At 60.6% G+C, this 24,277-nt stretch carries 20 protein-coding genes; 6 read left to right on the top strand and 14 right to left on the bottom strand.

Features of this window, described 5'->3' with window-relative positions:
* Positions 1-123: 123 nt before the first annotated feature.
* From PH605_RS06370 to PH605_RS06355, 4 genes are all read left to right on the top strand, one after another.
* Entirely contained in the window at positions 124-630 is a 507-nt protein-coding gene (locus PH605_RS06370) for a molybdopterin-dependent oxidoreductase (protein WP_003522565.1), read from the top strand.
* Positions 631-651: 21 nt separating this feature from the next.
* The gene (locus PH605_RS06365) at positions 652-2,574 is read left to right on the top strand and encodes a putative bifunctional diguanylate cyclase/phosphodiesterase (RefSeq protein WP_237680911.1); all 1,923 of its coding nucleotides are present in this window, start codon (positions 652-654) and stop codon (positions 2,572-2,574) included.
* Positions 2,575-2,736: 162 nt separating this feature from the next.
* A complete protein-coding gene (locus PH605_RS06360) occupies positions 2,737-3,432 on the top strand; it encodes an FkbM family methyltransferase (RefSeq protein ID WP_003522567.1) in 696 nt (231 codons plus the stop codon).
* Between the two features lie 247 nt (positions 3,433-3,679).
* Positions 3,680-4,516, top strand: coding sequence for an alpha/beta fold hydrolase (locus tag PH605_RS06355; protein ID WP_003522568.1), 837 nt, complete (start codon positions 3,680-3,682; stop codon positions 4,514-4,516).
* A 55-nt stretch (positions 4,517-4,571) separates the two neighbouring features.
* On the opposite strand, the gene PH605_RS06350 is transcribed toward PH605_RS06355, so the two are convergent.
* The 7 genes from PH605_RS06350 to PH605_RS06320 all read right to left on the bottom strand — a co-directional run bounded on the left by PH605_RS06350 (position 4,572) and on the right by PH605_RS06320 (position 11,947).
* Complete coding sequence (locus tag PH605_RS06350) at positions 4,572-5,954, bottom strand: FGGY-family carbohydrate kinase (protein ID WP_142844708.1); 1,383 nt, start codon at positions 5,952-5,954, stop codon at positions 4,572-4,574.
* Entirely contained in the window at positions 5,951-6,274 is a 324-nt protein-coding gene (gene rhaM / locus PH605_RS06345; protein WP_142844707.1) for an L-rhamnose mutarotase, read from the bottom strand. The genes PH605_RS06350 and rhaM overlap by 4 nt, the downstream gene beginning before the upstream one ends.
* A 3-nt stretch (positions 6,275-6,277) precedes the next feature.
* Entirely contained in the window at positions 6,278-7,288 is a 1,011-nt protein-coding gene (locus tag PH605_RS06340; RefSeq protein ID WP_142844706.1) for an ABC transporter permease, read from the bottom strand.
* Positions 7,285-8,286: an ABC transporter permease gene (locus PH605_RS06335; protein WP_142844705.1), complete on the bottom strand. Its 1,002-nt coding sequence runs from the start codon at positions 8,284-8,286 to the stop codon at positions 7,285-7,287. The genes PH605_RS06340 and PH605_RS06335 overlap by 4 nt, the downstream gene beginning before the upstream one ends.
* A 13-nt stretch (positions 8,287-8,299) precedes the next feature.
* Positions 8,300-9,835: a sugar ABC transporter ATP-binding protein gene (locus tag PH605_RS06330; protein WP_161987817.1), complete on the bottom strand. Its 1,536-nt coding sequence runs from the start codon at positions 9,833-9,835 to the stop codon at positions 8,300-8,302.
* A 223-nt stretch (positions 9,836-10,058) separates the two neighbouring features.
* Positions 10,059-11,069 (bottom strand): rhamnose ABC transporter substrate-binding protein, encoded by a 1,011-nt coding sequence (rhaS, locus tag PH605_RS06325; RefSeq protein ID WP_035262533.1) that lies wholly within the window; start codon positions 11,067-11,069, stop codon positions 10,059-10,061.
* Between the two features lie 47 nt (positions 11,070-11,116).
* Entirely contained in the window at positions 11,117-11,947 is an 831-nt protein-coding gene (locus tag PH605_RS06320; protein WP_142844704.1) for a DeoR/GlpR family DNA-binding transcription regulator, read from the bottom strand.
* A 200-nt stretch (positions 11,948-12,147) separates the two neighbouring features.
* On the opposite strand from PH605_RS06320, the gene PH605_RS06315 reads away from it, so the two are divergent.
* Positions 12,148-14,244: a bifunctional rhamnulose-1-phosphate aldolase/short-chain dehydrogenase gene (locus tag PH605_RS06315; RefSeq protein ID WP_142844703.1), complete on the top strand. Its 2,097-nt coding sequence runs from the start codon at positions 12,148-12,150 to the stop codon at positions 14,242-14,244.
* Between the two features lie 233 nt (positions 14,245-14,477).
* Positions 14,478-15,770, top strand: a complete 1,293-nt coding sequence (gene rhaI / locus PH605_RS06310) for an L-rhamnose catabolism isomerase (RefSeq protein ID WP_142844702.1) — start codon at positions 14,478-14,480, stop codon at positions 15,768-15,770.
* A gap of 153 nt (positions 15,771-15,923) precedes the next feature.
* On the opposite strand, the gene panB is transcribed toward rhaI, so the two are convergent.
* The 7 genes from panB to PH605_RS06275 all read right to left on the bottom strand — a co-directional run bounded on the left by panB (position 15,924) and on the right by PH605_RS06275 (position 24,255).
* A complete protein-coding gene (panB, locus tag PH605_RS06305) occupies positions 15,924-16,763 on the bottom strand; it encodes a 3-methyl-2-oxobutanoate hydroxymethyltransferase (protein ID WP_125145840.1) in 840 nt (279 codons plus the stop codon).
* Positions 16,760-17,638: a pantoate--beta-alanine ligase gene (gene panC / locus PH605_RS06300; RefSeq protein WP_142844701.1), complete on the bottom strand. Its 879-nt coding sequence runs from the start codon at positions 17,636-17,638 to the stop codon at positions 16,760-16,762. Before panC ends, panB begins: the two co-directional genes overlap by 4 nt.
* A gap of 148 nt (positions 17,639-17,786) precedes the next feature.
* Complete coding sequence (locus tag PH605_RS06295; protein WP_142844700.1) at positions 17,787-18,557, bottom strand: enoyl-CoA hydratase-related protein; 771 nt, start codon at positions 18,555-18,557, stop codon at positions 17,787-17,789.
* Positions 18,547-19,473, bottom strand: coding sequence for a hydroxymethylglutaryl-CoA lyase (locus PH605_RS06290; protein ID WP_142844699.1), 927 nt, complete (start codon positions 19,471-19,473; stop codon positions 18,547-18,549). Before PH605_RS06290 ends, PH605_RS06295 begins: the two co-directional genes overlap by 11 nt.
* Position 19,474: 1 nt before the next feature.
* Complete coding sequence (locus tag PH605_RS06285; protein ID WP_142844698.1) at positions 19,475-21,466, bottom strand: acetyl/propionyl/methylcrotonyl-CoA carboxylase subunit alpha; 1,992 nt, start codon at positions 21,464-21,466, stop codon at positions 19,475-19,477.
* A 7-nt stretch (positions 21,467-21,473) separates the two neighbouring features.
* Complete coding sequence (locus PH605_RS06280; RefSeq protein ID WP_142844697.1) at positions 21,474-23,075, bottom strand: carboxyl transferase domain-containing protein; 1,602 nt, start codon at positions 23,073-23,075, stop codon at positions 21,474-21,476.
* A 7-nt stretch (positions 23,076-23,082) separates the two neighbouring features.
* Positions 23,083-24,255, bottom strand: coding sequence for an isovaleryl-CoA dehydrogenase (locus PH605_RS06275; RefSeq protein WP_142844696.1), 1,173 nt, complete (start codon positions 24,253-24,255; stop codon positions 23,083-23,085).
* Positions 24,256-24,277: the final 22 nt, after the last annotated feature.

Raw genomic sequence — 24,277 nt, 5'->3', positions numbered from 1 at the left:
TACGGATAAAATCTCACTAAGGATATAACATCCATTCCTGATATATATTGCTAGCGTCGGTTCCCTTGACCTTCAAAGGTTGGTGAAAACCCTCGACCTGAACGTTATCGATGGAGAAAAAGTATGAGTTTCGCCCGGGTACTTCTCAGTGCGTTCTTGTCGCTCGCGTGGCTTTCCTGTGCCGAAGCCGGCGAAATTGCCAAACCGCAAGGAAAACCGATATTAACCATATCCGGAAACATCGCCAATACGAATGGCGAGGGTGCCGCGGTATTTGACCGTGACATGCTGGAAGCGCTCGGCATGGTGACGGTGGAGACGACGACGCCCTGGCATGATGGCCGCGTCCGTTTCGATGGTGTTTCACTGGCAAAATTGATGGATGTCGTCGGCGCAAAGGGCACCAGCGTCACGGCAGTCGCTCTCAACGATTATGTCAGCACGATACCGATTGAAGATTTTAAGAAATTTAACGTTATCCTGGCGATCAAGCTGGATGGCAATTACATGACAGTTCGCGAAAAGGGCCCGTTGTTCGTCATCTATCCCTATGACAGCGATCCGGAGCTGCAGAAGCAGACGTATTATTCGCGGTCCGCATGGCAAGTTGCCAAACTGATAGTGGAATAAAGGTGCCGTTTGCGAAAACTTGTGGCGGTGATCATCTGTTGCTTCGTCCTGGCAACGGGCTATATCGCTTTCGTCATTGCCGAGCGGCAGACCGCTCTGCAGAAATTCGCCCGCTACAATGATTCCTGGGCCGTCAGCCAGACCGTAGCCGAATATCTGCGCCTCCAGAACAAGTTGGCCGTGTTCGCGCTCAATCCCGGCAGGATCGACAGGGATGAGCTGCAACTGCGCCTGGACATCATGCTGAGCCGCCTTGAGCTTTTGAAGCAGGGCAATCTCGGGGCCTTCATCAATGAAAAACAGCAGTGGCGGGATCTCGTAACCCGCCTCGATGCCGTTCTGGCCCGTCTCGAGCAGCGGGTGAACACCCTCGATCCGGCCGAGGTTCCGGATCTGCTGGCGACGATGAGCGCGCTCGACGCGCCGATGACGACGCTTGCCTCGTCTTCCGTCGCTTATGACGTCAATCTGATCGATACGGCCCATGAGGATGTGCGCAAGCTGCATATCGTCTATACCGCGCTGGCGGGCGGCCTGATCCTGTGCGGTATCGCGCTTGTCATATTGCTGCTTCGCCAGAATGATCTCCTGAACCGCGCGCAGAAAAGCATGCGCGGCCTGACGGACGATCTGCGCGCCGCGACGCTGGAATTGCAGGCTAAAAATGTTCGGCTCGAACACGACGCCTATCACGACGCGCTGACGGGACTGCCGAACCGCGCACTGTTCCGGCAGGAACTGATCGAAAGGTTGCGCCGATCCTTCGGCGGGACGGGAACGACAGCCATCCTCCTGCTTGATCTCGACGGGTTCAAGGACGTCAACGACACGCTCGGCCACGATGCCGGCGATGCGCTGCTTCAGGCCGTGGCGCAGCGTCTCTCGGGCATCGGCGGCGATTATGACATGGTCTGCCGTCTGGGCGGCGACGAATTTGCCGTCGTCTCCGACGATCTGAACGAGGATGCCGCCCGCCGTCTTGCCACCAAGCTCATCGACCAGATCAGCCGCACCTACCAGCTGGGCGAGCAGGAGGTCAAAATCGGCACCTGCATCGGCATCGCCATATCGCACGGCGCCGTCGACGCGGATGAATTGTTCAAGCGCGCGGATCTGGCGCTTTATGAGGCGAAAGCCATCGGCCCCGGCCGGGCGAGCGTTTTCAAGGTCCGCATGCAAAAGCAGCTGACCGAGAAAAAGTCCTTCGAGGCCGATCTGCAGACCGCGTTGCAGAACGACGAGATGGAAGTCTATTACCAGCCGCAGGTGGCGACCCAGACACGCAAGCTTTGCGGCTTCGAGGCGTTGCTGCGCTGGAAACATCCCGTACGGGGCGATGTGCCGCCCAGCGTGTTTATTCCCGTTGCGGAAAGAACCGGTCTCATCCATTCGCTCGGAAAATGGGTGATGGAGACCGCCTGCCGCGAGGCGATGGGTTGGGACGAGGACATGAAGGTGGCGGTCAATCTGTCGCCGGTTCAGTTCCACAGTACCAACCTCATCCAGAACGTCATGGGCGCGCTTGAGAAAAGCGGGCTGGAACCGAGCCGGCTCGAGCTTGAAATCACCGAATCGATCCTGCTCAACAAGAGCGACCAGACGATCAACACGCTGTCGCGCCTGAAGGCCGTCGGCATTCAGATCGCCATGGATGATTTCGGGACAGGTTACTCATCGCTCGCCAATTTGCGCGGCGTGCCCTTCGACAAGATCAAGATCGACCGCTCGTTCCTGCGCGATATCACCAGCGACCGCGACGCGCTGGCGATCGTGGAATTCGTGGTTGGTGTCGGCCGCAGTCTGCGGATGACGACGATTGCGGAAGGTATCGAGACGGAAGAGCAATATGAATGCGTCAGGCGTCTGGGCTGCGATCAGGTTCAGGGATATCTGATCAGCAGACCGTTGCCGGCCAAGGAGCTTGTGGCCTGGAGTTCCGTCTGAGACGCGCCTGTTTTGGCGCCGACCGTATCTTGAATTTTTTACCACGTCATAGCGTTGCTTGCGAAAACCGATACCGGTTGCCGCAACGATGCTGTAGAGCATTCCCGGTCGATATGGGATCATTGCGACAAAGCGGCCGGGTTTTGCGAAAAGGCTTGAGACATGGAAATACTGGACGTGCATGGAGTTGCCCTTCCCCTCTCTTCCGATGAGGTGTCGCCGGTCATCTGGCAGGCGCTGACCGACGGCAGCTATGAGGCGAAAGAGGCCCGCAGCGTCCTGAAAGCCATCAAGCCCGGCGATCGCGTACTGGAGCTGGGCTCCGGTATCGGGATCATCACCTCGATCATCGCCGGCATCGAGGATGTTTCCGTCTGGGCTTTCGAGGCCAACCCCTCCACCGCGGCGCTGGCAGAGCGGGTGATCAAGGCCAATTGCCGCGGCAATGTCGTGTTTTCGCAGGGGCTTCTCACCGCCGATGAGCCGAGCTCCTATCCTTTTTACGTCCGCAGGGATCTCTGGATGTCGTCCATGGACGAAAATCAGGGCCCCTATGAAAAACGCATCGAAATTTCTTCCGCCAATATCGATGAATTTATCGCCAGCCGGGGCATCACCGCGCTCGTGATGGATATCGAGGGTGCGGAACGCGATCTGCTCGGCAGGGCCGATCTGACCGGGGTGGAGCGGATATTCGTGGAGCTGCATGACCATCTTTACGGTCTCGCCGGGGTTCGCGATATCATGCAGGCGCTGACCGCCAAGGGATATGCCTATGATCCTCGCGGTTCACGCGGGCCCTGTGTCCTGTTCTCGAAGGACGAGAGCCCGAGGGAATACGATCCCGAGGTAGACTGAGGCCGCGTCGAATTCACGGAACCCTCCGCCGGTGATCCCCGTTCTCACACTTGTATGAGGGCGCGGAGCGGGTCAACACGTGTGCCGGAATGGTATGCGGGTCGAGAAGATAATTTCATAAACAGCAATTCATTGCCAATTATTGTTGCAATTGTTGCAACCGTTATCCTGCGTCATCATCCCTCCATCAAACCGGCGCACAACAGGCTGTGCTGGAGATGCCAACGCAACCGAAGGAGTAACGATCATGGGCTTTGTTAAGACGACAGACGGAACCGAAATCTTCTACAAGGACTGGGGCCCGAAGGATGCCCAGCCGATCATGTTCCACCATGGCTGGCCGCTCTCGTCCGATGACTGGGATGCGCAGATGCTGTTCTTCGTTTCCAAGGGTTTTCGCGTCGTCGCCCATGACCGCCGTGGCCACGGCCGTTCCGCCCAGGTCGCCGACGGTCATGACATGGATCACTACGCCGCCGACGCCTTTGCCGTCGTTGAGGCCCTCGATCTGAAGAACGCCGTCCATATCGGCCACTCCACCGGTGGCGGCGAAGTCGCCCGTTATGTCGCAAAACATGGCGAACCCGCCGGCCGTGTCGCCAAGGCGGTTCTCGTTTCCGCCGTGCCGCCGCTGATGCTCAAGACCGAGGCCAATCCGGAAGGCCTGCCGATGGAGGTTTTTGACGGCTTCCGCTCGTCGCTCGCCGCAAACCGCGCACAGTTCTTCCGCGATGTGCCGGCCGGCCCGTTCTATGGCTTCAACCGCGATGGCGCGACCGTTCATGAAGGCGTTATCCAGAACTGGTGGCGTCAGGGCATGATGGGCGGCGCAAAGGCCCATTATGACGGTATCAAGGCCTTCTCGGAAACCGACCAGACCGAAGACCTGAAGAATATCAGCGTTCCGACGCTGGTGCTGCATGGCGAAGACGACCAGATCGTGCCGATTGCCGACTCTGCGCTGAAATCGGTGAAGCTGTTGAAAAACGGCACGCTGAAGACCTATCCCGGCTTCTCGCACGGTATGCTCACCGTCAATGCCGATGTGCTGAACGCCGATCTTCTGGCCTTCATAAAGGGCTGATTCTTCTGCAAAATCGCAATGCGGCCGAGCGTTCGGCCGCATTTTGCGTTTCGCATCAGGCCATGTGGCCTCGCCAGGCATTGCGATAAGAGGCGAGGCCGGGAATATCGTGCGGCGTGAAATGGCGCTCGCGACCGGCAAGCGGCTTGATGCCGGTGAGCAGGGCCGCACCGGCGCTGGTGCCCGTCGACCCTTCGACCGCGGTTACTTCGGTCTCTGCAAAGCCGGCCAGCGCCTTCAGATAAAGGGTGTTGCTGGCGAAGGGGCCTTCCACAAGGATCGGACCTTTCCGCCCGATGAGCGAGAGGCTGCATTCCGTCATCAGGGCGAGATAAAGCGACGCCGCTGCGTGCCGTTCCGCGGCCGTAGCATTTTCATCGCCAATCCAGCGCGCTGCCCTGTCGGGAAAGGGGCCGGAGCCGCTGACGACGCTCGGCAGCAGCATCATGCCCCTGGCAACCACGCCGCCGAGAGCCGCGTCTATCGCTTCGTCTTTCACGGCCCCGAATTGCTGCGCCAGCATTTCATATTCCCTGCCGCCCATGAAGCGTGACGAGGGAACGGGACGGCCGAAAGCATCGACATTCAGGAGTGTATCACGGGTGGGATCGAGCGAACCCGCCGCGCCGCCGATGGCGAAATTCACCACCCAGGTGCCGGTGGAGACGACCGAAAAATCTCCGTCCCGGCGAAGAAGATGCGGCAGGAGGGATGCGTTGGAATCGTGGATGCCACAATAGACCGGCATATGCGGCGAAAGACCGGTTTCCAGCGCAATCGACGGGCGGATTGTTCCCAGCACATCGAAAGCGGAGCGGATCGGCGCCATCAAATGTTCGATACCGAGACGCGCGACGAGCGAGGAGAAACTCTTCCGCCGCGGGTTCCAGAGATCCGTATGGCAGCCAAGCGAGGTCGTTTCCGTGGCCTGAATGCCCGTCAGCCGTCCCGCCCAATATTGCGCATAGGTGACGATGCTGCGCACTCTGGAGAAATCGTCCGGAAAGGCCGTTTTCTGGAAATGGATTTGCGCGCCGAGGTTCAACCCGACGGGAAGCTGCGGTGAGCCGGTCTCGGCAAAATCGGGCCTGATGCCGCGATAGGCTTCTTCGATGGCGGCGGGATAGCCGTGTTCATAATCGAGCACCGGCATGGCGAGATCGCCGTTCGCATCTAGAAGCGCTGCAGAAGCGCCATGGGTGGTGATCGAAATCGCATCGAAACCGGGCTTCTGGCCGAAACGCTGAAGCGCGGAGAGAACGAAGCGCCAAAGCATCTCCACATCGTAATGCGGATAAATTCCATCGCGAAGGACGGGGTTCGCCTGTTTCTCCGCGGCAATCTCCTCGCCGCTGCCGGTATCGATGACGACGACCTTGGCATTGGTCTTGCCGATATCGATGACCGCGACGCGGCCCGGTCTGATGCTCTCGCTCATGGCAGATGGAACACCGTCACCAGATCTTTTGCGACCGGCGAATGATCGGGATTGCTCTCCATGATATCGGCCATATGCGCCCACCACTTCTTCATCACGGGATGTTCGGGCAAGGCCGCCATGCCGTGGTTCTTCGGGCGCGTCAGCACGCCGAACAGGATGTTGGTTTCCGGGTCGAGATGAATGGAGTAATCGCTCACACCCGCCTCGCGTAGCAGCGTCACCAGTTCCGGCCATATCTCGTCATGGCGCTTTTTATATTCGGCCTCTTTTCCGGCAAAGAGTTTCATCTTGAAGGCGTGTTTTTCAAGTTCCGGCATGGCTTAACTTCTCATGGCCCGAAGGCGACGGACAACGATGGGGATGGCGATGGTTACGATGAGCAGCAGACCGACAAAGATCGACATGACGATGCCCGGCACATTCACAAGACCGAGCCCGAAGGTGACGAGGCCCATGACGAAAGCGGCAATGACGACGCCTGCGATGGTGCCGGAGCCGCCGAGAATGGAGACGCCGCCCAGCACCACCATGGTCACCACCTCAAGCTCCCACCCTTGAGCGATGGACGGGCGGGTGGAGCCGAGCCGCGATGTGAGGCAGACGGCGGCGATGCCGCTCATCAGGCCGGTGAGCAGGAACAGGATGAACTTCACCCGCTCGACGGGTATGCCGGAGAAACGGGCGGCGAAGGGGTTGTTGCCGATCACATAGACCTGCCGGCCGAAATTGGTGGCATGCAGCAAAATGGCGAAGAGGATGGCCATGGCGATGAACAGCACGAATTCGAAAGAAATCACCCAGAAAACGTAACCCTGACCGAAATAGGCAAAATCGGCGGGATATTTGCCATAGGCCTGATCGCCCAGCACCATATAGGAAATGCCGCGAAACAGGCTCATCGTGCCGATGGTGACGACGATGGACGGCAGTTTCAGCCCTGCGACCAGAAAACCGTTGAAGGCCCCGCACAAAAGCCCGGTGCCGATGCCGATGGCGACGAGGCCGGGCGTGCCGATCCCCATTTGCACTGCCGCACCCATGGCGGTGGAGGCGAGCGCGATGATGGCGGCGACGGAAAGATCGATTTCACCGGCGATGATCAGCAGCGCCATGGCGAAGGCGATGATCGCCTTTTCCGTGAAGTTGAAGGTCGCGTCCGACAGGTTCCAGGCATTGAGGAAATAGGGTGAGGCCAGCGAATTGGCGATGAAGATGAGGATCGCAACACCAAGCAGCAGCACTTCCCAACTGGCCATGATGCGGCGTATCGGCGTGCCGAGCTTGTCTGGAATGATGCGCGGATTCTGCGCTGGTTGAGGCATGGTGCTCATGCTGCGGCCTCCCTGGCCTGATCGCTTGCTGCGCGGTCACGCAGGATGATACGGCCTTTTCGCGCTTCGGCGCGGGCGTTGAAGACGACGGCGAGCACGATGACAACGCCGGAAATCGCCATCTGCGCGAAGGGCGAAATGCCGATGACGGGCAGGGCGTTCTTGATGACGCCGAGGAACAGCGCGCCGAGCACCGCACCCGCCACCGATCCGATGCCGCCGGCAATCGAGATGCCGCCGATCACATTTGCCGCCACGCTGTCCAGTTCGAAGCCGGCGGCGATGTCGACATAGGCAACCGCATAACGCGACACCCAGAGATAGCTGGCGAGACCGGCGAGCGCGCCCGAGAGCACGAAGGCGAAGAAGCGCGTCCGGCCGACATCGATGCCCGCATAGACGGCGGCACTCGGATTACCGCCCGACGCATAGGCGGAACGGCCGAAGGAGGTGCGGCTGAGCACCAGCCAGGCGCCGGCGATGATGAGGATCGCCACCCATGAAAGCACCGGCATGCCGAGGATCATGGTGCGCGGCACATTGAGGAAGGTCGGCGAAAGCTGGTGCGCATTCACCCAACCGCCGCCGGACAGAACGAAGGCCATGCCGCGATAAATGGTAAGCGTGCCGAGCGTGACGACGATGGGCGGAATGCCTAGCCACCAGACCAGCACGCCGTTGAGCGAGCCGAGAAATGCGCCGATGCCGACCGCCATGGCGATGAGAAGCGGCAGGGGAATTCCCGGAAAGGCGGCATTGGTCATCGCCACCGCCATGCCGGTGAAGGCGAGATTGGCGGCAACCGAAAGATCGATGGATTTGGTGAGAATGACCGCCATCTGGCCAAGCGCCAGAATGATGAGGATGGAGGTATCGTTGAAGATATTGACGAGATTGCCGGGCCGGCTGAAACCGGGCGCGCGCAGCGCAAAACCGGCGATCATGATGACGATGATGCCCGCCAGCAGCCATTCGCGATTTTTAAGTAGACGTTGCATGGTTTTGCCCCTCTCAGGCATTGCCGGTGGCGGCGCGCACCAGCTTTTCCGGAGAAAAATCGGCGCGTTCGAACTGGCCCGCCATCAGGCCTTCGCGCATGACGATGGCGCGGTCGGACATGCCGAGGATTTCGGGAAGTTCGGATGAAATCATGATGATGGAAAGCCCTTCCGCCGCAAGCTCGCTGATGAAACCGTGCACGGCGGCCTTGGAGCCGATATCGATACCCTTGGTGGGTTCATCGAGAATGATGACCTTCGGCTGGGTGGCGAGCCACTTGCCGATCACCACCTTCTGCTGGTTGCCGCCTGAAAGCGTGCCGACCGGCACCGAAAGGGCGGCCGCGCGCAGATCGAGCCGTGAGGCATATTTGCGCGCCAGCGCGAATTCATTGGCGGCGGCCAGAAAGCCCTTGCGCGACGTGCGCGTGAGCGATGGCAGCGACATGTTCTGGTAGATCGGCATATCCAGCGCCAGCCCGTGGCGGCCGCGCTCCTCCGGCACATAAACGATGCCGGCGCGGATCGCGTCTTCCGGCGAGCGGATGGAAAGCGGCTGGCCTTCCAGCGATACCTGCCCTGAAGCCGGCCGGGTAATGCCGAACAACGACTGGCAAAGCTCGGAGCGGCCGGCGCCGATCAGCCCGTAGAGGCCGAGAATCTCGCCCTTGCGCAGTTCGAGCGAAATATCGCGGAATTCCGTCTGATGCGAATAATCGCGCACCGAAAGAACCGTCGGCCCAAGGGTGACGGCCTGCTTGGGAAAGGCGTTCGTCACGTCACGGCCGACCATCAGCCGCACGATCTCGTCCTGCGGCGTGGCGGCGAGATTGCCCGCTCCAACCATCCTGCCATCCCGGAACACGGCATAATTCTCGGCGATCTCATAGACCTCGTCGAACTTGTGGCTGATGAAGAGGATCGCCTTGCCCTGCCGCTTGAGGTTTTCGACGATGCGAAAGAGATCATCGATTTCCTTGCGAGAAAGGGCGGCCGTCGGTTCGTCCATGATGACGATGCGCGCCTCGACCGAAAGCGCGCGGGCGATGGCGACGAGATGGCGCTGGGCGATGGACAGGTCCTTCAGCCGGATCGTCGGATCGATGGTGCTTTCGAGCTGTTCCAGCAGGGTTCTGGCGCGCGTGTTGATGGTCTTCCAGTCGATCAGACCGAAACGACCTTTCGGCGCATGGCCGAGGAAGATGTTTTCGCCGACGGAAAGCTCGTCGAACAGCACGGTTTCCTGATGAATGGCGGTGACGCCGGCATCGATGGCTTCCTGTGCGCTGTAAAAATGGACGGGCTGACCATCGAGAAGGATTTCGCCTTCGTTGGGGCGATAGATGCCCGTGAGGATTTTGACGAGCGTGGATTTACCAGCACCGTTCTCGCCGATCAGCGCGGTGACCTTGCCGGGATAAAGCGCGATATCGACGCCATCCAGCGCTTTGACGCCGGGGAATATCTGGCTGATGCCGCGCATTTCCAGAATGGGCGTTGAATTTGAAGCCTCGACGACATCTAAAATTTTCGTTTCGATACGCATCATCCGTCTTACCGGTCAGTTTGATTGAAGCGGTGAAGGGCACCCCCCTCTGCCCTGCCGGGCATCTCCCCCTCAAGGGGGGAGATCGATATGCGGCACCGTTGAGGCCATCACTAAAGTTGAGAGTGAGCGAGTGTTATAATCTGGCTGATCTCCCCCCTTGAGGGGGAGATGCCCGGCAGGGCAGAGGGGGGTGCCCTCCGCACACTGCCGTCACTTCTCTAGATCAGAAAATTTTCGAGAACTGGTCGATATTCTTCGCGTCATAGATGAACGGATCAGCCATCGCCGCTTCGCTGTTTTCGCCAACCTTGATCTTACCCATACGACCGGCTTCGATTTCCGAACCCGGCTTGCCATCGGTTTCGCCCTTCACCAGGCGATAGGCGATCTGGGTGGCGGAGTAACCGAGGTCGATCGGGTTCCAGATGGCGAATTCCTTGGTGGCGCCCGACTTGATGGCGCCGGCCATTTCAGACGGCAGGCCAAGGCCGGTCACATAGACCTGACCGATCTTGCCCGCATCCTTCACCGCCTGCGAGGCGGCGAGAACGCCAACCGTTGTCGGCGCGACGATAACCTTCACATTCGGCTGCGAGGAAAGCAGGCCCTGCGCTTCGCGGTAGCTCTTGTCGGCCAGATCGTCACCGTAAACCGTGGTGACAAGGTTGAGGCCGGGGAAATCCTTCAGCTGCTTTTTCATCTCGTCGATCCAGATATTCTGGTTCGTGGAGGTGGTGGTGGCCGAAAGAATGGCGAAATCGCCCTTGCCGCCTTCCAGATGCGATGCGGCGAGCTGCAGGCACATCTTGCCGATCAGCGCGTTGGACGAAGGGTTGAGCTGGAGTATGCGGCCTTCCGGCGCAACACCGGAATCCCAGGAGATGACCTTGATGCCGCGCTGGGCCGCCTTTTTCAGCGCCGGAACCACGGCATCCGGGTCATTGGCGGAAATGGCGATGGCATCGACGCCCTGCGCGATCAGCGAATTGATGACTTCGATCTGGCCTTCGGCCGTGGTGCTGGTCGGGCCGGTATAGATGATCTCGACGCCGCCGAGGTCCTTTGCGGCCTCCTGCGCGCCCTTGTTGGCGGCTTCGAAAAAGCCGTTGCCGAGCGATTTGACCACCAGTGCGATCTTCACATCGGCGGCCTGGGCAACGCTGCCCAGCCCTGCGACGGAGAGCGCCGCGCCAAGCGCAAGAGCGCTCGTCAATGTTCTGCGTGTAAGTTTCATGTCCCTTTTCCTCCCGTTTTGAACCTTTTTCCTCCCTCCGGTGCTCCTCAGGCGACCGAAGAAGAATCCTCTTCATCCGGTGGGGTGGCTGTCTTGCCATCCCTCACCGCGCCGACGATCAACAATTCGACGCCGGCATCTTCCACCATCCTCGCCGCCTCGTCGGAAATCCCGTCATCGGTAATGATGGTCGAGACATTTTCGAGCGGGCATAAAATGAGGCTGGAACGTTTTCTAAATTTCGAAGAATCGACCATCACGATAAGCTCTTCCGCCTGTCGCATCAGCTTCTGCTCGCTCTGGATAACCAGCGCATCGGATTCCATGATGCCAAGCGCTCCCACGCCCTGCGCACCGAGAAAAATCCGCCGCGCATAAAAATTGCGGATCGCATCATTCTCGAAAGGCGACAGGATAAGGCTCTGGTCGCGATAGATCGCGCCGCCCGGCACGCTGACACTGCATTTGGAATGTTTGACCAGATGCTCCGCGATGGCGAAAGAATTGGTCATGACTTGCAGGCGGCGCGCCGCCATGTAGTGCACCATCTGGAATGTCGTCGTGCCGCCATTTAGGATGATCGCATCGCCATCGTGGCACAGATCGACGGCCTTGCGCGCAATTGCGCGTTTCTTGTCGATGTTGACCGATTCGGACACCCGGAACGGCCGCGCGGCCAGATTGCCGAGCTGCGGCGGATGCACGGCTTCCGCCCCGCCGCGCACGCGGCGCAACTTGCCCTGAACATGCAGCGAGGCGATATCCCGGCGGATCGTCGCTTCCGACGCATCCGTCAGTTCGGCAATATCCTGCACCGTCACGACAGCTTTTTCCTGTGTGGCGCTCAAGATGATGCGATGGCGTTCGCGTTCGTGCATGGGGTCCTCCTGATCGTGATTATTCGCAATCTCTTTACGTTGTCAATCAAGAACGATCAAATTAATCAATATCGCGCTGCAACATGAAAATTTATGATCGTTTTTGATTGACATTATGCTTTTCGATGCGCGATATCTGCCATCAAAGGAGGCGGGCCGGTATCGGCTCCGCGAATGCAGACAGATATTGGGAGGAAGACATGACGGGAAAATCCCGCCTTCTCGAAAGCCGTTGGGACGATGCCTATGCCAAAACGCTCGATGAGCCGGGCAAGCTGCTTTATCGCTCCAATCTGCTCGGTGCCGACAAGCGCATCACCAATTATGGCGGTGGCAACACATCCGCAAAGGTGCTTGAGACCGATCCGCTGACGGGCGAGAAGGTCCGCGTCATGTGGGTGAAGGGCTCCGGCGGCGATGTCGGCACCATCAAGCTCGATGGTTTTGCGACGCTTTATCTCGACAAGCTGGAAGCGCTGAAGGGCATTTACAAGGGTGTCGAGGATGAGGACCGCATGGTCGGCTTCCTGCCGCATTGCACCTTCAACCTCAATCCGCGCGCGGCTTCCATCGATACGCCGCTGCACGGTTTCGTGCCTTACGATCATGTCGACCATATGCATCCGGACGCGATCATTGCCATCGCCGCCTCGAAGAATTCGAAAGAATTGACGCAGCAGATTTTCGGTGACGATATCGGCTGGCTGCCCTGGCGTCGCCCGGGTTTCCAGCTCGGTCTCGATCTCGAAGCTTTCGTCAAGGCCAACCCGAAGGCCAAGGGTGTCGTGCTGGAAAGCCATGGTCTCTTCACATGGGATAATGACGCCAAGGCGTGTTACGAACTGACGCTTGCCATCATCAACAAGGCGATCGAATGGTTTGCGGCCAAGACCGAAGGCAAGACGATTTTTGGCGGCGCGGTGGCGAAGAGCCTGCCCGTTGCCGAACGCCGCGCCATCGCCGCCCGGCTGATGCCGGAAATCCGTGGCCGCATCGGCCGTGAGGAACGCAAGCTCGGCCATTTCGACGATCAGGAGGCGGTTCTCGAATTCGTCAACTCGAAGGACCTGAAGCCGCTCGGCGCACTCGGCACATCCTGCCCGGATCACTTCCTGCGCACCAAAATCCGCCCACTGATCCTCGATCTCGATACGGCGAAGCCGGATGTGGACGCGCTGACGGCGGGTCTCGACAAGGCGCTTGAAGCTTACCGCGCCGATTATACCCGCTACTACGAGGCCTGCCGCCACGACAATTCGCCGAAGATGCGCGATCCGAATCCGGTGATTTTCCTGATCCCCGGCGTTGGCATGTTGTCCTTCGCCAAGGACAAGGCCACTGCCCGCATCGCCGGCGAATTTTACGTCAACGCCATCAACGTCATGCGTGGTGCTTCCACCGTGTCCGAATATCAGGGCCTGCCGGAGCAGGAGGCTTTCGATATCGAATATTGGCTGCTGGAAGAGGCAAAACTTCAGCGCATGCCGAAGCCGAAGAGCCTTGCCGGCCGGGTGGCCTTCGTCACCGGCGGTGCTGGCGGTATCGGCCGGGCGACGGCGGAAAGGCTGGCGGGGGAGGGCGCCTGCGTGGTTCTGGCGGATATTGACGAAGCGGCGCTGGAAGCCGCCAAGGCCGATTTCGTCAAGCGCTACAGCACTGACTCGGTGCGTACCGTCAAGCTTGATGTGACGAAAGAGGATGCCGTCATCGCAGCCTTCGCGGAAGCGAGCGTGGAATTCGGCGGCGTGGATATTCTCGTCTCCAATGCTGGCATAGCTTCCTCCGCGCCGGTGGAAGACACGACGCTTGCCATGTGGAACAAGAATATCGACATTCTCGCCACCGGCTATTTCCTCGTTTCGCGGGAAGCGTTCCGGCTGCTGCGGCGTCAGAATCTCGGCGGCAACGTGGTGTTCGTCGCCTCGAAAAACGGTCTCGCTTCCTCGCCCAATGCCTCCGCCTATTGCACGGCCAAGGCTGCGGAAATTCATCTGGCCCGTTGCCTCGCCCTCGAAGGAGCGGAAGCCGGCATTCGCGTTAACACCGTCAATCCCGATGCCGTGCTGCGCGGTTCTAAAATCTGGAGCGGCGAGTGGCGCGAGCAGCGCGCGGCTTCCTCGAAGATCGAAGTGACCGATCTGGAGGAACATTACCGCAAGCGTTCCATGCTGAAGCTCAATGTCTTCCCGGAAGATATCGCCGAGGCGATCTACTTCCTGGCGTCCGACGCCTCCGCCAAGTCCACCGGCAACATCATCAATGTCGATGCCGGTAATGCGCAGAGTTTTACGCGGTAGGGTGTCGGTGGATATCGACATATAAAAAGACACGATGCTTTGAGAAGTGGCGAAAGTCCCACCTTCGTCATTCCGGCCTTGAGCCGGAATCCAGCAGCCGCGCGTCTGCGCGGCGAGAGAGTCTTCTCAGCCCAAAGACTTGGGCTGGCTGGATTCCGGCTCAAGGCCGGAATGACGGGGTGGTGGCGTCGCGGGCCGAAGCACCTGTTGTGTTCATTGCCTGGGAGGAAGAGATGACCGAGACGAAAATCGCTGCCGATGTGATCGCGGCGGAAAACGACAAGCGTGCTCACGCGCTGAAGGACGATTATCAGGCGCTGGGCAACCAGCTTGCGCGCCGCAATATCGATATCGAGGCCGTTACGGCCAAGGTCGCGGAATTTTTTGTGGCCGTGCCCTCCTGGGGCGTGGGCACCGGCGGCACCCGTTTTGCCCGTTTTCCCGGCACGGGCGAGCCGCGCGGCATTTTCGACAAGCTGGATGATTGCGCCGTCATCAACCAGCTGACACGGGCGACGCCCAACGTTTCCCTGCATATTCCGTGGGACAAGGAAGACCCGAAGCGATTGAAAGCCCATGCCGATGCGCTGGGTCTCGGCTTCGACGCCATGAATTCCAACACGTTTTCGGATGCGCCCGGCCAGAGCCATTCCTACAAATACGGTTCGCTCAGCCACACGGATGCCGCCACGCGCCGGCAGGCCGTCGAGCACAACATCGAATGTATCGAAATCGGCAATGCCATCGGCTCGAAGGCGCTGACGGTGTGGGTGGGTGATGGTTCGAACTTTCCCGGCCAGAGCAATTTCACCAGAAGTTTCGAGCGTTATCTCGCCGCCATGGCCGATATCTACAAGGCGCTGCCGGATGACTGGCGCATCTTTTCCGAACACAAGATGTACGAGCCGGCCTTCTATTCGACCGTCGTGCAGGACTGGGGCACCAATTACCTCATCGCCAATACGCTCGGCGAAAAGGCCTTCTGCCTCGTCGACCTCGGCCATCATGCGCCGAACACCAATATCGAAATGATCGTCGCCCGGCTCATCCAGTTCGGCAAGCTCGGGGGTTTCCATTTCAACGACAGCAAATATGGCGATGATGATCTGGATGCCGGCTCGATCGAGCCATACCGCCTGTTCCTCGTTTTCAACGAGCTGGTGGATGCGGAATATCGCGGCGTGAAAGGTTTCCATCCGGCCCATATGATCGACCAGTCGCATAATGTGACGGACCCGATTGAAAGCCTGATCTCCAGCGCCAATGAAATCCGCCGCGCCTATGCGCAGGCATTGCTGGTGGATCGCGCGGCTCTCGACGGTTACCAGCAGGACAATGATGCGCTGATGGCTTCCGATATGCTGAAGCGGGCCTATCGCACCGATGTGGAACCGATTCTTGCGCAGGCCCGGCAATTGGCGGGCGGCGCTATCGATCCGATTGCGGCCTATCGGGCAAGCGGCTATCGCAAGCGGGTGGCGGCGCAACGGCCTGCTTCGGTCGGCGGCAGCGGCGGTATTGTATAGGGGCGTTGTTTTTTGGGGGACGTCCCTCACACCCGTCACCCCGGACTTGATCCGGGGTCTAGTGTGCGATCAAGTTGATCGCGCAAGAGTCTTTCACGGCGCAGACGCGCCGTGGCTGGATGCCGGATCGAGCCCGGCATGACGGAAATAGTCTCACTTCCCCGAAGGCGATTGCCGTCGCACCTGAAACGTATGCTCCGGCCCGGGAAACGCCCCCGAGCGAACCTCATCGGCATAAGCGGCCGCTGCTTCCGAAACCGCCGGGCCCAGATCGGCGAAACGCTTGACGAATTTCGGTTTGAAATCGGTGAAAAGGCCAAGCATGTCGTCGGAAACGAGCACCTGCCCGTCGCAGGCCGGCGATGCGCCGATGCCAACCGTGGGAGCTGCGAGTTTTTCGGTCAATTCGCGGGCAAGCGGTTCGACGGTGCCTTCCACGACGATGGCGAAGGCGCCGGCCTGATCGACCGCAATCGCATCGCGCCAGATTTTTTGCGTTTCCGCATCCGAATGCCCGAGCGAGCGGAAGCCGCCGGCGGTGTGCACCAGCTGCGGCATAAGCCCGACATGGCCGAATACCGGAATGCCGCGCGCCACCAGAAAGGCGATGGTCTCCGCCATTTCCTCGCCGCCTTCCAGCTTCACGCCGTCGCAGCCGGTTTCCTGCATCAGCCGCACGGCATTGCGGAACGCCTGTTCCTTGGATTCCTGATAGGTACCGAAGGGAAGATCGACGATGACGCAGGCATGTTCGACGCCGCGCATGACGGCGCGGCCATGGGCGATCATCATATCCAGCGTGACGCCGACCGTCGTGTCCATGCCGTAAAGCACCATGCCGAGGGAATCGCCGACCAGGAGCAGATCGCAATGCGGATCGAGAAGGCGGGCAATCGGCGTGGTGTAGGCGGTCAGGCAGACGATGCGCGCCTCGCCCTTCATCTGCCGGATGGAGGCCGTCGTCAGCCGCTTGTGTTTTCCATGGGCGCTCATTCGGCCGCCTCCCGTTGATTGATCCTGTCGCGCCCGATGACGCGGTTGTCGAGGAGCCTCGTGCTGCCGAGCCTGACGAACAGCGCCACCAGCACCGGCCCCGCCTGCAATGAAGCGACGGGGGCAAGCGTATCGGGATCGCGCACTGCGACGACTTCCGGCAAGGCCAGCGGCTCGGTGGCGATGAATTTTTCTATCGCGGCTTCGAATGCGGCGGGGTCGTCGAAGCCTTCACCATAAAGCCGTTCCGCCTCATCGAGTGCGCGCGGCACGATCACGGCGGCGGCGCGTTCCGCGGGGTTTAGATAGACATTGCGTGACGAACAGGCCAGCCCATCGGCTTCGCGCACCGTAGCGACTGGCACGACCCGCACCGGCTGGGCAAGGTCCTCGACCATGCGGCGGATCAGCGTTACCTGCTGATAATCCTTCTCGCCGAAATAGGCGGCGTCCGGCTGGACGAGGTTAAAAAGCTTGGTCACGACGGTCGCAACACCGGCGAAATGCCCCGGCCGCACCGCGCCTTCCAGCTGGCTTCCCAGTTCGGGCACATCCACGACCGTCTGCATCGGGCGCGGATACATCTCGGAGACGTCTGGTGCGAAAAGAATGTCGATGCCCGCCTCTTCCAGCAATGCGCTGTCCCGGGCGAGATCGCGGGGGTAACGGGCCAGATCCTCATTCGCACCGAATTGCAGCGGGTTGACGAAGATCGAAACCACCGTCACGTCGTTTTCCGCCTTGGATTGGGCAACGAGCGTCAGATGGCCGATATGGAGAAAGCCCATGGTCGGCACGAAGCCGATGGTTTTGCCCGCACGGCGAAAGGCGGCGGTGGCATCCCGCAACTCGGCGACGGTTTTTACAAGCTGCATGGGTCTCCTCCGGCTTCCCCAATCGCCGCCCGGCGAAAGGTGCTGGATAGAACTCGATTTGCCGAACGGGGTCAACGGACGCATCGGGATTATCGATTAACCCTATGACGACTTTTAAGAAAACCGGTGCTCGGCCAGATGGCGGCGATCACTCCACCCAGAGCGGTTTCCTTTTTTCGGCAAAGGCCAATCGCCCCTCCCGCGCCTCGTTGCTGCCGCTGATCGTGGCGATGACGTTTTCGGCAAAGGCGAGCCGCTCGCTGGAGGGCATATCGCGCATCTTCAGCAACGCCGCCTTTCCGGCCGCGATGGCGCCTGGCGCATTCTGCCGCAACCGGGCGAGAACATCCTCGACCACGCCATCGAGTTCGGCCGACGGGACGACCCGATTGACGAGGCCAAGGCGCTCCGCATCAGCGGCGTTTATCGCGGCTCCAAGATAGGCCATTTCCTGAAGCTGGCTCAGAGGTATCTTCGCCAGAAGCTTCGCCGCCACCATGGCCGGGAAAAGCCCGACGCGGACTTCCGGCAGGCCGAATTCGGCATGGTCGGCGGCATAGGCGAGATCGCAGGCGGCGATGAGGCCAAGCCCGCCGGCCAGAACCCGGCCGTTGATGCGGGCGATGACGGGCCTGTCGCAGCCCCCGATGGCACGCATCACATCGGCAATAGGGTTGGTTCCATCCCGCGAGAGGAACATGCCGCCGGCGCTTTCTTTCAGATCGGCCCCGGAGCAGAAGCTGCGGTCTCCCGCAGCCGTTATCACCACGGCGCGCAGGCCGCCATCACCGGATGCCGTGCGGATGGCCGTCGTCAGGGCGTCCGTCATCGCGGCATTTAAGGCATTGTGCACCTCCGGCCGGTTGAGCGTCAGCCAGAGAACGTCCTTGCGCCTTTCGCTCAGCAACTCATCCGCCATGCGCGTCACCCTCCTTTCTTGCTGCAAGCAGCGCCTTGCCGGCGCGCGCCGCATTCGGTCTGCCGAGATGCCGGCTGATCCAGTCTCCGGTTCTCGCCACCGCCATCAGGTCGACATCGGTTTTAATGCCAAGCCCCTGCAGCAGATAAACGACATCTTCAGTGGCGACGTTGCCGCTGGCGCCCGGCGCAAAGGGGCAGCCGCCCAACCCGGCCACCGAACTGTCGAAGACAGAGATACCTTCATCCAGCGAGGCCAGAACATTGGCGACGCCCTGCCCATAGGTATCGTGGAAATGCATGGCGAGTTTTTCACGCGGGATGCGGGCAGACACCCGTTTGATGAGATTGCGAATCTGGTCCGCCGTGCCGACGCCGATCGTATCGCCGAGCGAAATTTCGTAACAGCCGAGCGCGATGAGCGCTTCGGCCATCGCCGCCACCTCATCTTGTGCAACTGTACCGTCATAGGGGCAGCCGGCTATGCAGGAAACATAACCGCGCATGAGGATATTCCGGCCAGCCGCGGCTGATGCGACATCGCGCAGGCGCTCGAGGCTTTCGGCGCGCGAGCAGCCGATATTGTGCTGGCTGAACCCTTCGGATGCGGAGACGAAAACGGCGATTTCCGTCACGCCGGCATCAAGGGCGGCCTCGAAACCTTTCATATTGGGAACGAGTGCCGGATAGGCGGTGCCGGGTCGCCTTTCGAGGCCCTGAAAAACCTCCTTCGAACCCGCCATTTGCGGCACTTTTTTGGGTGAGACGAAAGCACCCGCTTCCACCGCCGCCAATCCGGCTGCGGCCAGCCGTTCGATCAGCTCGATCTTGATGGCGGCTGGAACCTCGGCGCTTTCGTTCTGTAAGCCGTCACGCGCGCCCACTTCGACGATTTTGACGGTTTGAGGCCAGCTCATCTCAGCCGCCCTCCGGCTGGAAATCCACCAGCACCGCACCGGCGGCGACCATATCGCCCTCGTTGCAATTGATGGCCGTGACGGTGCCTTTCGCCGGCGCGCGGATCGTGTGCTCCATTTTCATCGCCTCCATCACTACAAGGGCCTCGCCCGCTTCAACCGCGGCACCGTTGCTGCTGAGCAAGGCGCGGACGACGCCGGGCATGGGTGCTTCCAGACCGCCGGTATGGGGAGTGGAATCCGCGATATCGACAGGATCCGGCTGGCTGATGCGATAATGCTCGCCATCCAGAAAAAGCGCGTAACGGCCATCCTCTGCAAAGAAATGGCCCCGCCTTTTCCTGCCTTCCACCGTCGCACGGAATTTACCGTCATCCGAGAGGCCGCCATAGGCGCTGATTGCCCGTCCGTCGATCTCCAGCGAAAAACCATCCGCCGCATGCGTGACGCCGACACTCAGCGGCTGGTTGTCAAACACGAAATACAGCGTTTCCCTTGCCGGCGCGTTGAGGCGGAAGGCGGCCGTCGTGTTCCATGGGCTATGGGGATCGGCCTGTGAACCCCGCTTTCCGTTTTTCTGCCGCGCAAGCAGCAGGCCAAGCGCGGCCATGGCTATCTCGTCCCCGTCCGTTGCTGTCGGAGCAAACAGCGCCGCTTCGTTACGGGCGATGAAACCGGTATCGAGATCGGCGTTCGCGAAGGCCGCCAGTCCCGCAAGCCGCGTCAGAAAGGCGGCATTGCTGGTGACACCGCAGATCGCCAGATTTTCGAGCGCCAACCGCAGACGCCGCACCGCCGAGGGACGATCTCGGTCCCAGACGATCAGCTTGGCGATCATCGGATCGTAATGCACGGTGATGGCGTCGCCAGCGCGGATGCCGCTGTCGATCCGGACGTGAGGGCCCTGATCGGGAAAAACCAGATGGCTGACCGTGCCGATCGACGGCAGGAAATCATGCGCCGGGTCTTCGGCATAAATCCGTGCCTCGATGGCATGGCCGTTTATGCTCAGATTCGCCCAGTCTTCCGGCAGGGCCTCTCCGTTGGCGACGCGGATCTGCCATTCGACCAGGTCGAGACCGGTAATATATTCCGTGACCGGATGTTCGACCTGGAGCCTCGTATTCATTTCCATGAAATAGAAGTCGCCGGAAGGGTCGAGCAGGAATTCCACCGTTCCCGCGCCGCGATAATCGATGGCGCGGGCGGCGGCGACCGCCGCTTCATACATGCGCTGCCGAAGTGCGTCGGGCAGGCCGGGGGCAGGGGCTTCCTCTATGACCTTCTGGTGCCGGCGCTGAATCGAGCAATCGCGCTCGAAAAGCGGAACGCAATTGCCGTGGCCATCGGCAAAAACCTGCACTTCCACATGACGCGGCCGCTCGAGGTATTTTTCGATCAGCATGCGGTCATTGCCGAAGGCGGCCAGCGCTTCGCGTTTTGCGCCCGCAAGCTCCGCTGCGAAGTCGCGCTTTTGCCGGACGATACGCATACCCTTGCCGCCGCCGCCGGCCGAGGCCTTGAGCAGCACCGGATAACCGATCTTGTCGGCCTCGCTTGCCAGCCGTTTCTCCGCCTGTTCATCGCCGTGATAACCCGGCACGACGGGAACGCCAGCCTTCGCCATCAACGCCTTCGCCTCGCTCTTCCCGCCCATGGCGTGGATTGCTTGCGGCGGCGGGCCGATGAAAACGAGCCCTGCGGCGGCACAGGCCTCGGCGAAACCGGCGTTTTCCGAAAGGAAACCATAACCCGGATGAATGGCTTGCGCGCCGCAGGCTTTTGCGGCGGCGATGATTTGTTCGCCGTCGAGATAGGAGGCCCGCGCGGGTGCTGCGCCAATGGCGATGGCCTCGTCGGCAAGCGCCACATGCATGGCGTCACGGTCGGCATCCGAATAAACGGCGACGGTGCGGATACCCATCTTGGCGGCGGTGCGGATGATGCGGCAGGCGATTTCGCCCCTGTTGGCGATCAGTATTTTCGAGAACATGGTCGCCTCACATCCTGAATATGCCGAAACGGGTGGGCTCAATCGGCGCGTTGAGCGCGGCGGAAAGCCCGAGGCCGAGTACCAGACGGGTATCCTTCGGGTCGATGATGCCATCGTCCCAAAGTCGCGCGCTGGCATAATAGGGATGGCCCTCCCGCTCGTATTTTTCCCGGATCGGCTGTTTGAACGCCTCTTCGCCTTCCTTCGACCAGTGGCGGCCATCGGCCTCGATGCCGTCGCGGCGGATTTGCGCCAGAACGGAGGCTGCCTGTTCGCCGCCCATCACGGAAATGCGGGCATTCGGCCACATCCACAAAAAGCGCGGTGAATAGGCCCGCCCGCACATGCCGTAATTACCGGCCCCGAACGAGCCGCCGATGATGACGGTGAATTTCGGCACTTTGGCTGAAGCGACCGCAGTCACGAGCTTTGCGCCATCCTTGGCGATGCCGCCCGCCTCATAGGCCTTGCCGACCATGAAGCCGGTGATGTTTTGCAGGAAAACCAGCGGGATGCCGCGCTGGCAGCAGAGTTCGATGAAATGCGCGCCCTTCAGCGCCGATTCCGAAAACAGGATGCCGTTATTGGCGATGATGCCGACGGGATAACCGTGGAGATGGGCGAAACCGCAGACCAGCGTCGTTCCGTAAAGCGCCTTGAACTCATCGAATTCGGAACCGTCCACCAGACGCGCGATGATCTCGCGCACCTCGAAGGGTTTTCGCGTATCGGCGGGAACGATGCCATAAAGTTCTTCAGCCGGATAAAGCGGCTCCGCCGGCTCGCGAATATCCAGCTCCACCTGCTTGCGGCGGTTGAGGGTGGAGACGATCCGCCGGGTCAGCGCCAGTGCGTGGCGGTCGTCATGGGCATAATGATCGGTGACGCCGGATTGTCGCGAATGCACATCTGCGCCGCCCAGCTCTTCCGCGCTCACCACCTCGCCGGTCGCGGCCTTCACCAGCGGCGGGCCGCCGAGGAAGATCGTGCCCTGATTTTTGACGATGACGGACTGGTCGCTCATGGCAGGCACATAGGCCCCGCCTGCCGTGCAACTGCCCATCACCACGGCGATCTGGGCGATACCTTGCGCCGACATGTTGGCCTGATTGTAGAAGATGCGGCCGAAATGATCCCGGTCGGGAAACACCTCGTCCTGATTGGGCAGGTTCGCACCGCCGGAATCCACCAGATAGATGCAGGGCAGGCGGTTCTCCGTGGCGATCTCCTGCGCGCGCAGATGTTTCTTCACCGTCAGCGGATAATAGGTGCCGCCCTTTACCGTCGCATCATTGGCGACGATCACACATTCGCGGCCGGAGACCCGGCCGATGCCGGTGACGATGCCCGCGGCGGGAACGGGTTCGTCATAGACCTCGTATGCCGCGAATTGCGAGAATTCGAGAAACGGGCTGCCGGGATCGAGAAGGGCTTCGATCCGGTCGCGCGCCAGCAATTTGCCGCGGGAAAGATGCCGTTCACGGGCCTTGTCGCCGCCGCCTTTCGAGATTTTTTCGACGTGTTGGCGCAGGTCATCCACCAGCCCCGACATGAAATCGACATTGGCAGCGAAGGTCGGGTCGCGGTTCAGACTTGAAGTAAGCTTCATCGTGTCCTCACCCGTTGCCCTTGACCAGTTCGCGGCCGATCAGCATCCGGCGAATTTCGCTGGTGCCTGCGCCGATCTCATAAAGCTTGGCGTCGCGCAGCAGCCTTCCGGCAGGGCTTTCATTGACATAACCGGAACCGCCGAGAAGCTGGATGGCATCCAGCGCCACCTGCGTCGCCCGCTCGGCGGCAAAGAGGATCGCGCCCGCCGCATCCTGCCGTGTGATGCGGCCATTGTCGCAGGCCCGCGCCACGGCATAGACATAGGCGCGCGACGCATTCATGGCCGAATAGATATCGGCAAGCTTGCCCTGCACCAGCTGGAATTCGCCGATGGGTTTGCCGAACTGCTTACGCTCACGCGCATAGGGCAGCACCAGGTCGATGGCCGCCTGCATGATGCCGACCGGGCCGGCGGCCAGCACGGCGCGCTCATAATCCAGCCCGCTCATCAGCACCGTCACGCCGTCATTGAGGCGGCCGAGGATGTTCTCTTCCGGCACCTCGCAATCTTCGAACACCAGTTCCGAAGTGGGTGAGCCGCGCATGCCGAGCTTGTCGAGTTTCTGGGCTGGGCGAAACCCCTTGAAGCTCTTTTCGATCAGGAAGGCCGTGATACCGCGAGGGCCGGCCGACATATCCGTCTTGGCGTAAACCACCAGCGTATCGGCCTCGTGGCCGTTGGTGATCCACATTTTCGAGCCGTTCAGCACATAGCGGTCACCCTTACGTTCGGCCTTCAGCCGCATCGACACGACATCCGAACCGGCTTCCGTCTCGCTCATGGCGAGCGAGCCGACATGTTCGCCGGAGACGAGCTTCGGCAGATATCTGTGCTTCTGCTCTTGCGTTCCCCAGCGGTGGATCTGGTTGATGCAGAGGTTGGAATGGGCGCCATAGGAAAGACCGATGGAAGCGGAAGCCCGGCTTATCTCTTCCATCGCGACGCAATGGGCGAGATAGTCCATGTCGGCACCGCCGAATTCTTCCGAAACCGTGATGCCGTGCAGACCGAGCTCACCCATTTCCGGCCAGAGCTTGCGTGGAAAACGGTCGTCGCGGTCGATCTCCGCCGCCAAAGGGGCAATTTTATCGTCTGCGAATGCACTTGCGCTGTCGCGCAATGCTGCGATTTCCGGGCCGAGATCGGCATCGAAAATGGCGGCGAGGTTCAAACTCATCGCGTCTCCTCCTCCGGACGAC

It is taken from the genome of Agrobacterium sp. CFBP 3001, from assembly GCF_027871605.1.
In the GTDB taxonomy this organism is placed as follows: domain Bacteria; phylum Pseudomonadota; class Alphaproteobacteria; order Rhizobiales; family Rhizobiaceae; genus Agrobacterium; species Agrobacterium leguminum.
The sequence above is the reverse complement of the archived record's forward strand: the minus strand, read 5'-3'. Positions and strand labels throughout refer to the sequence as shown.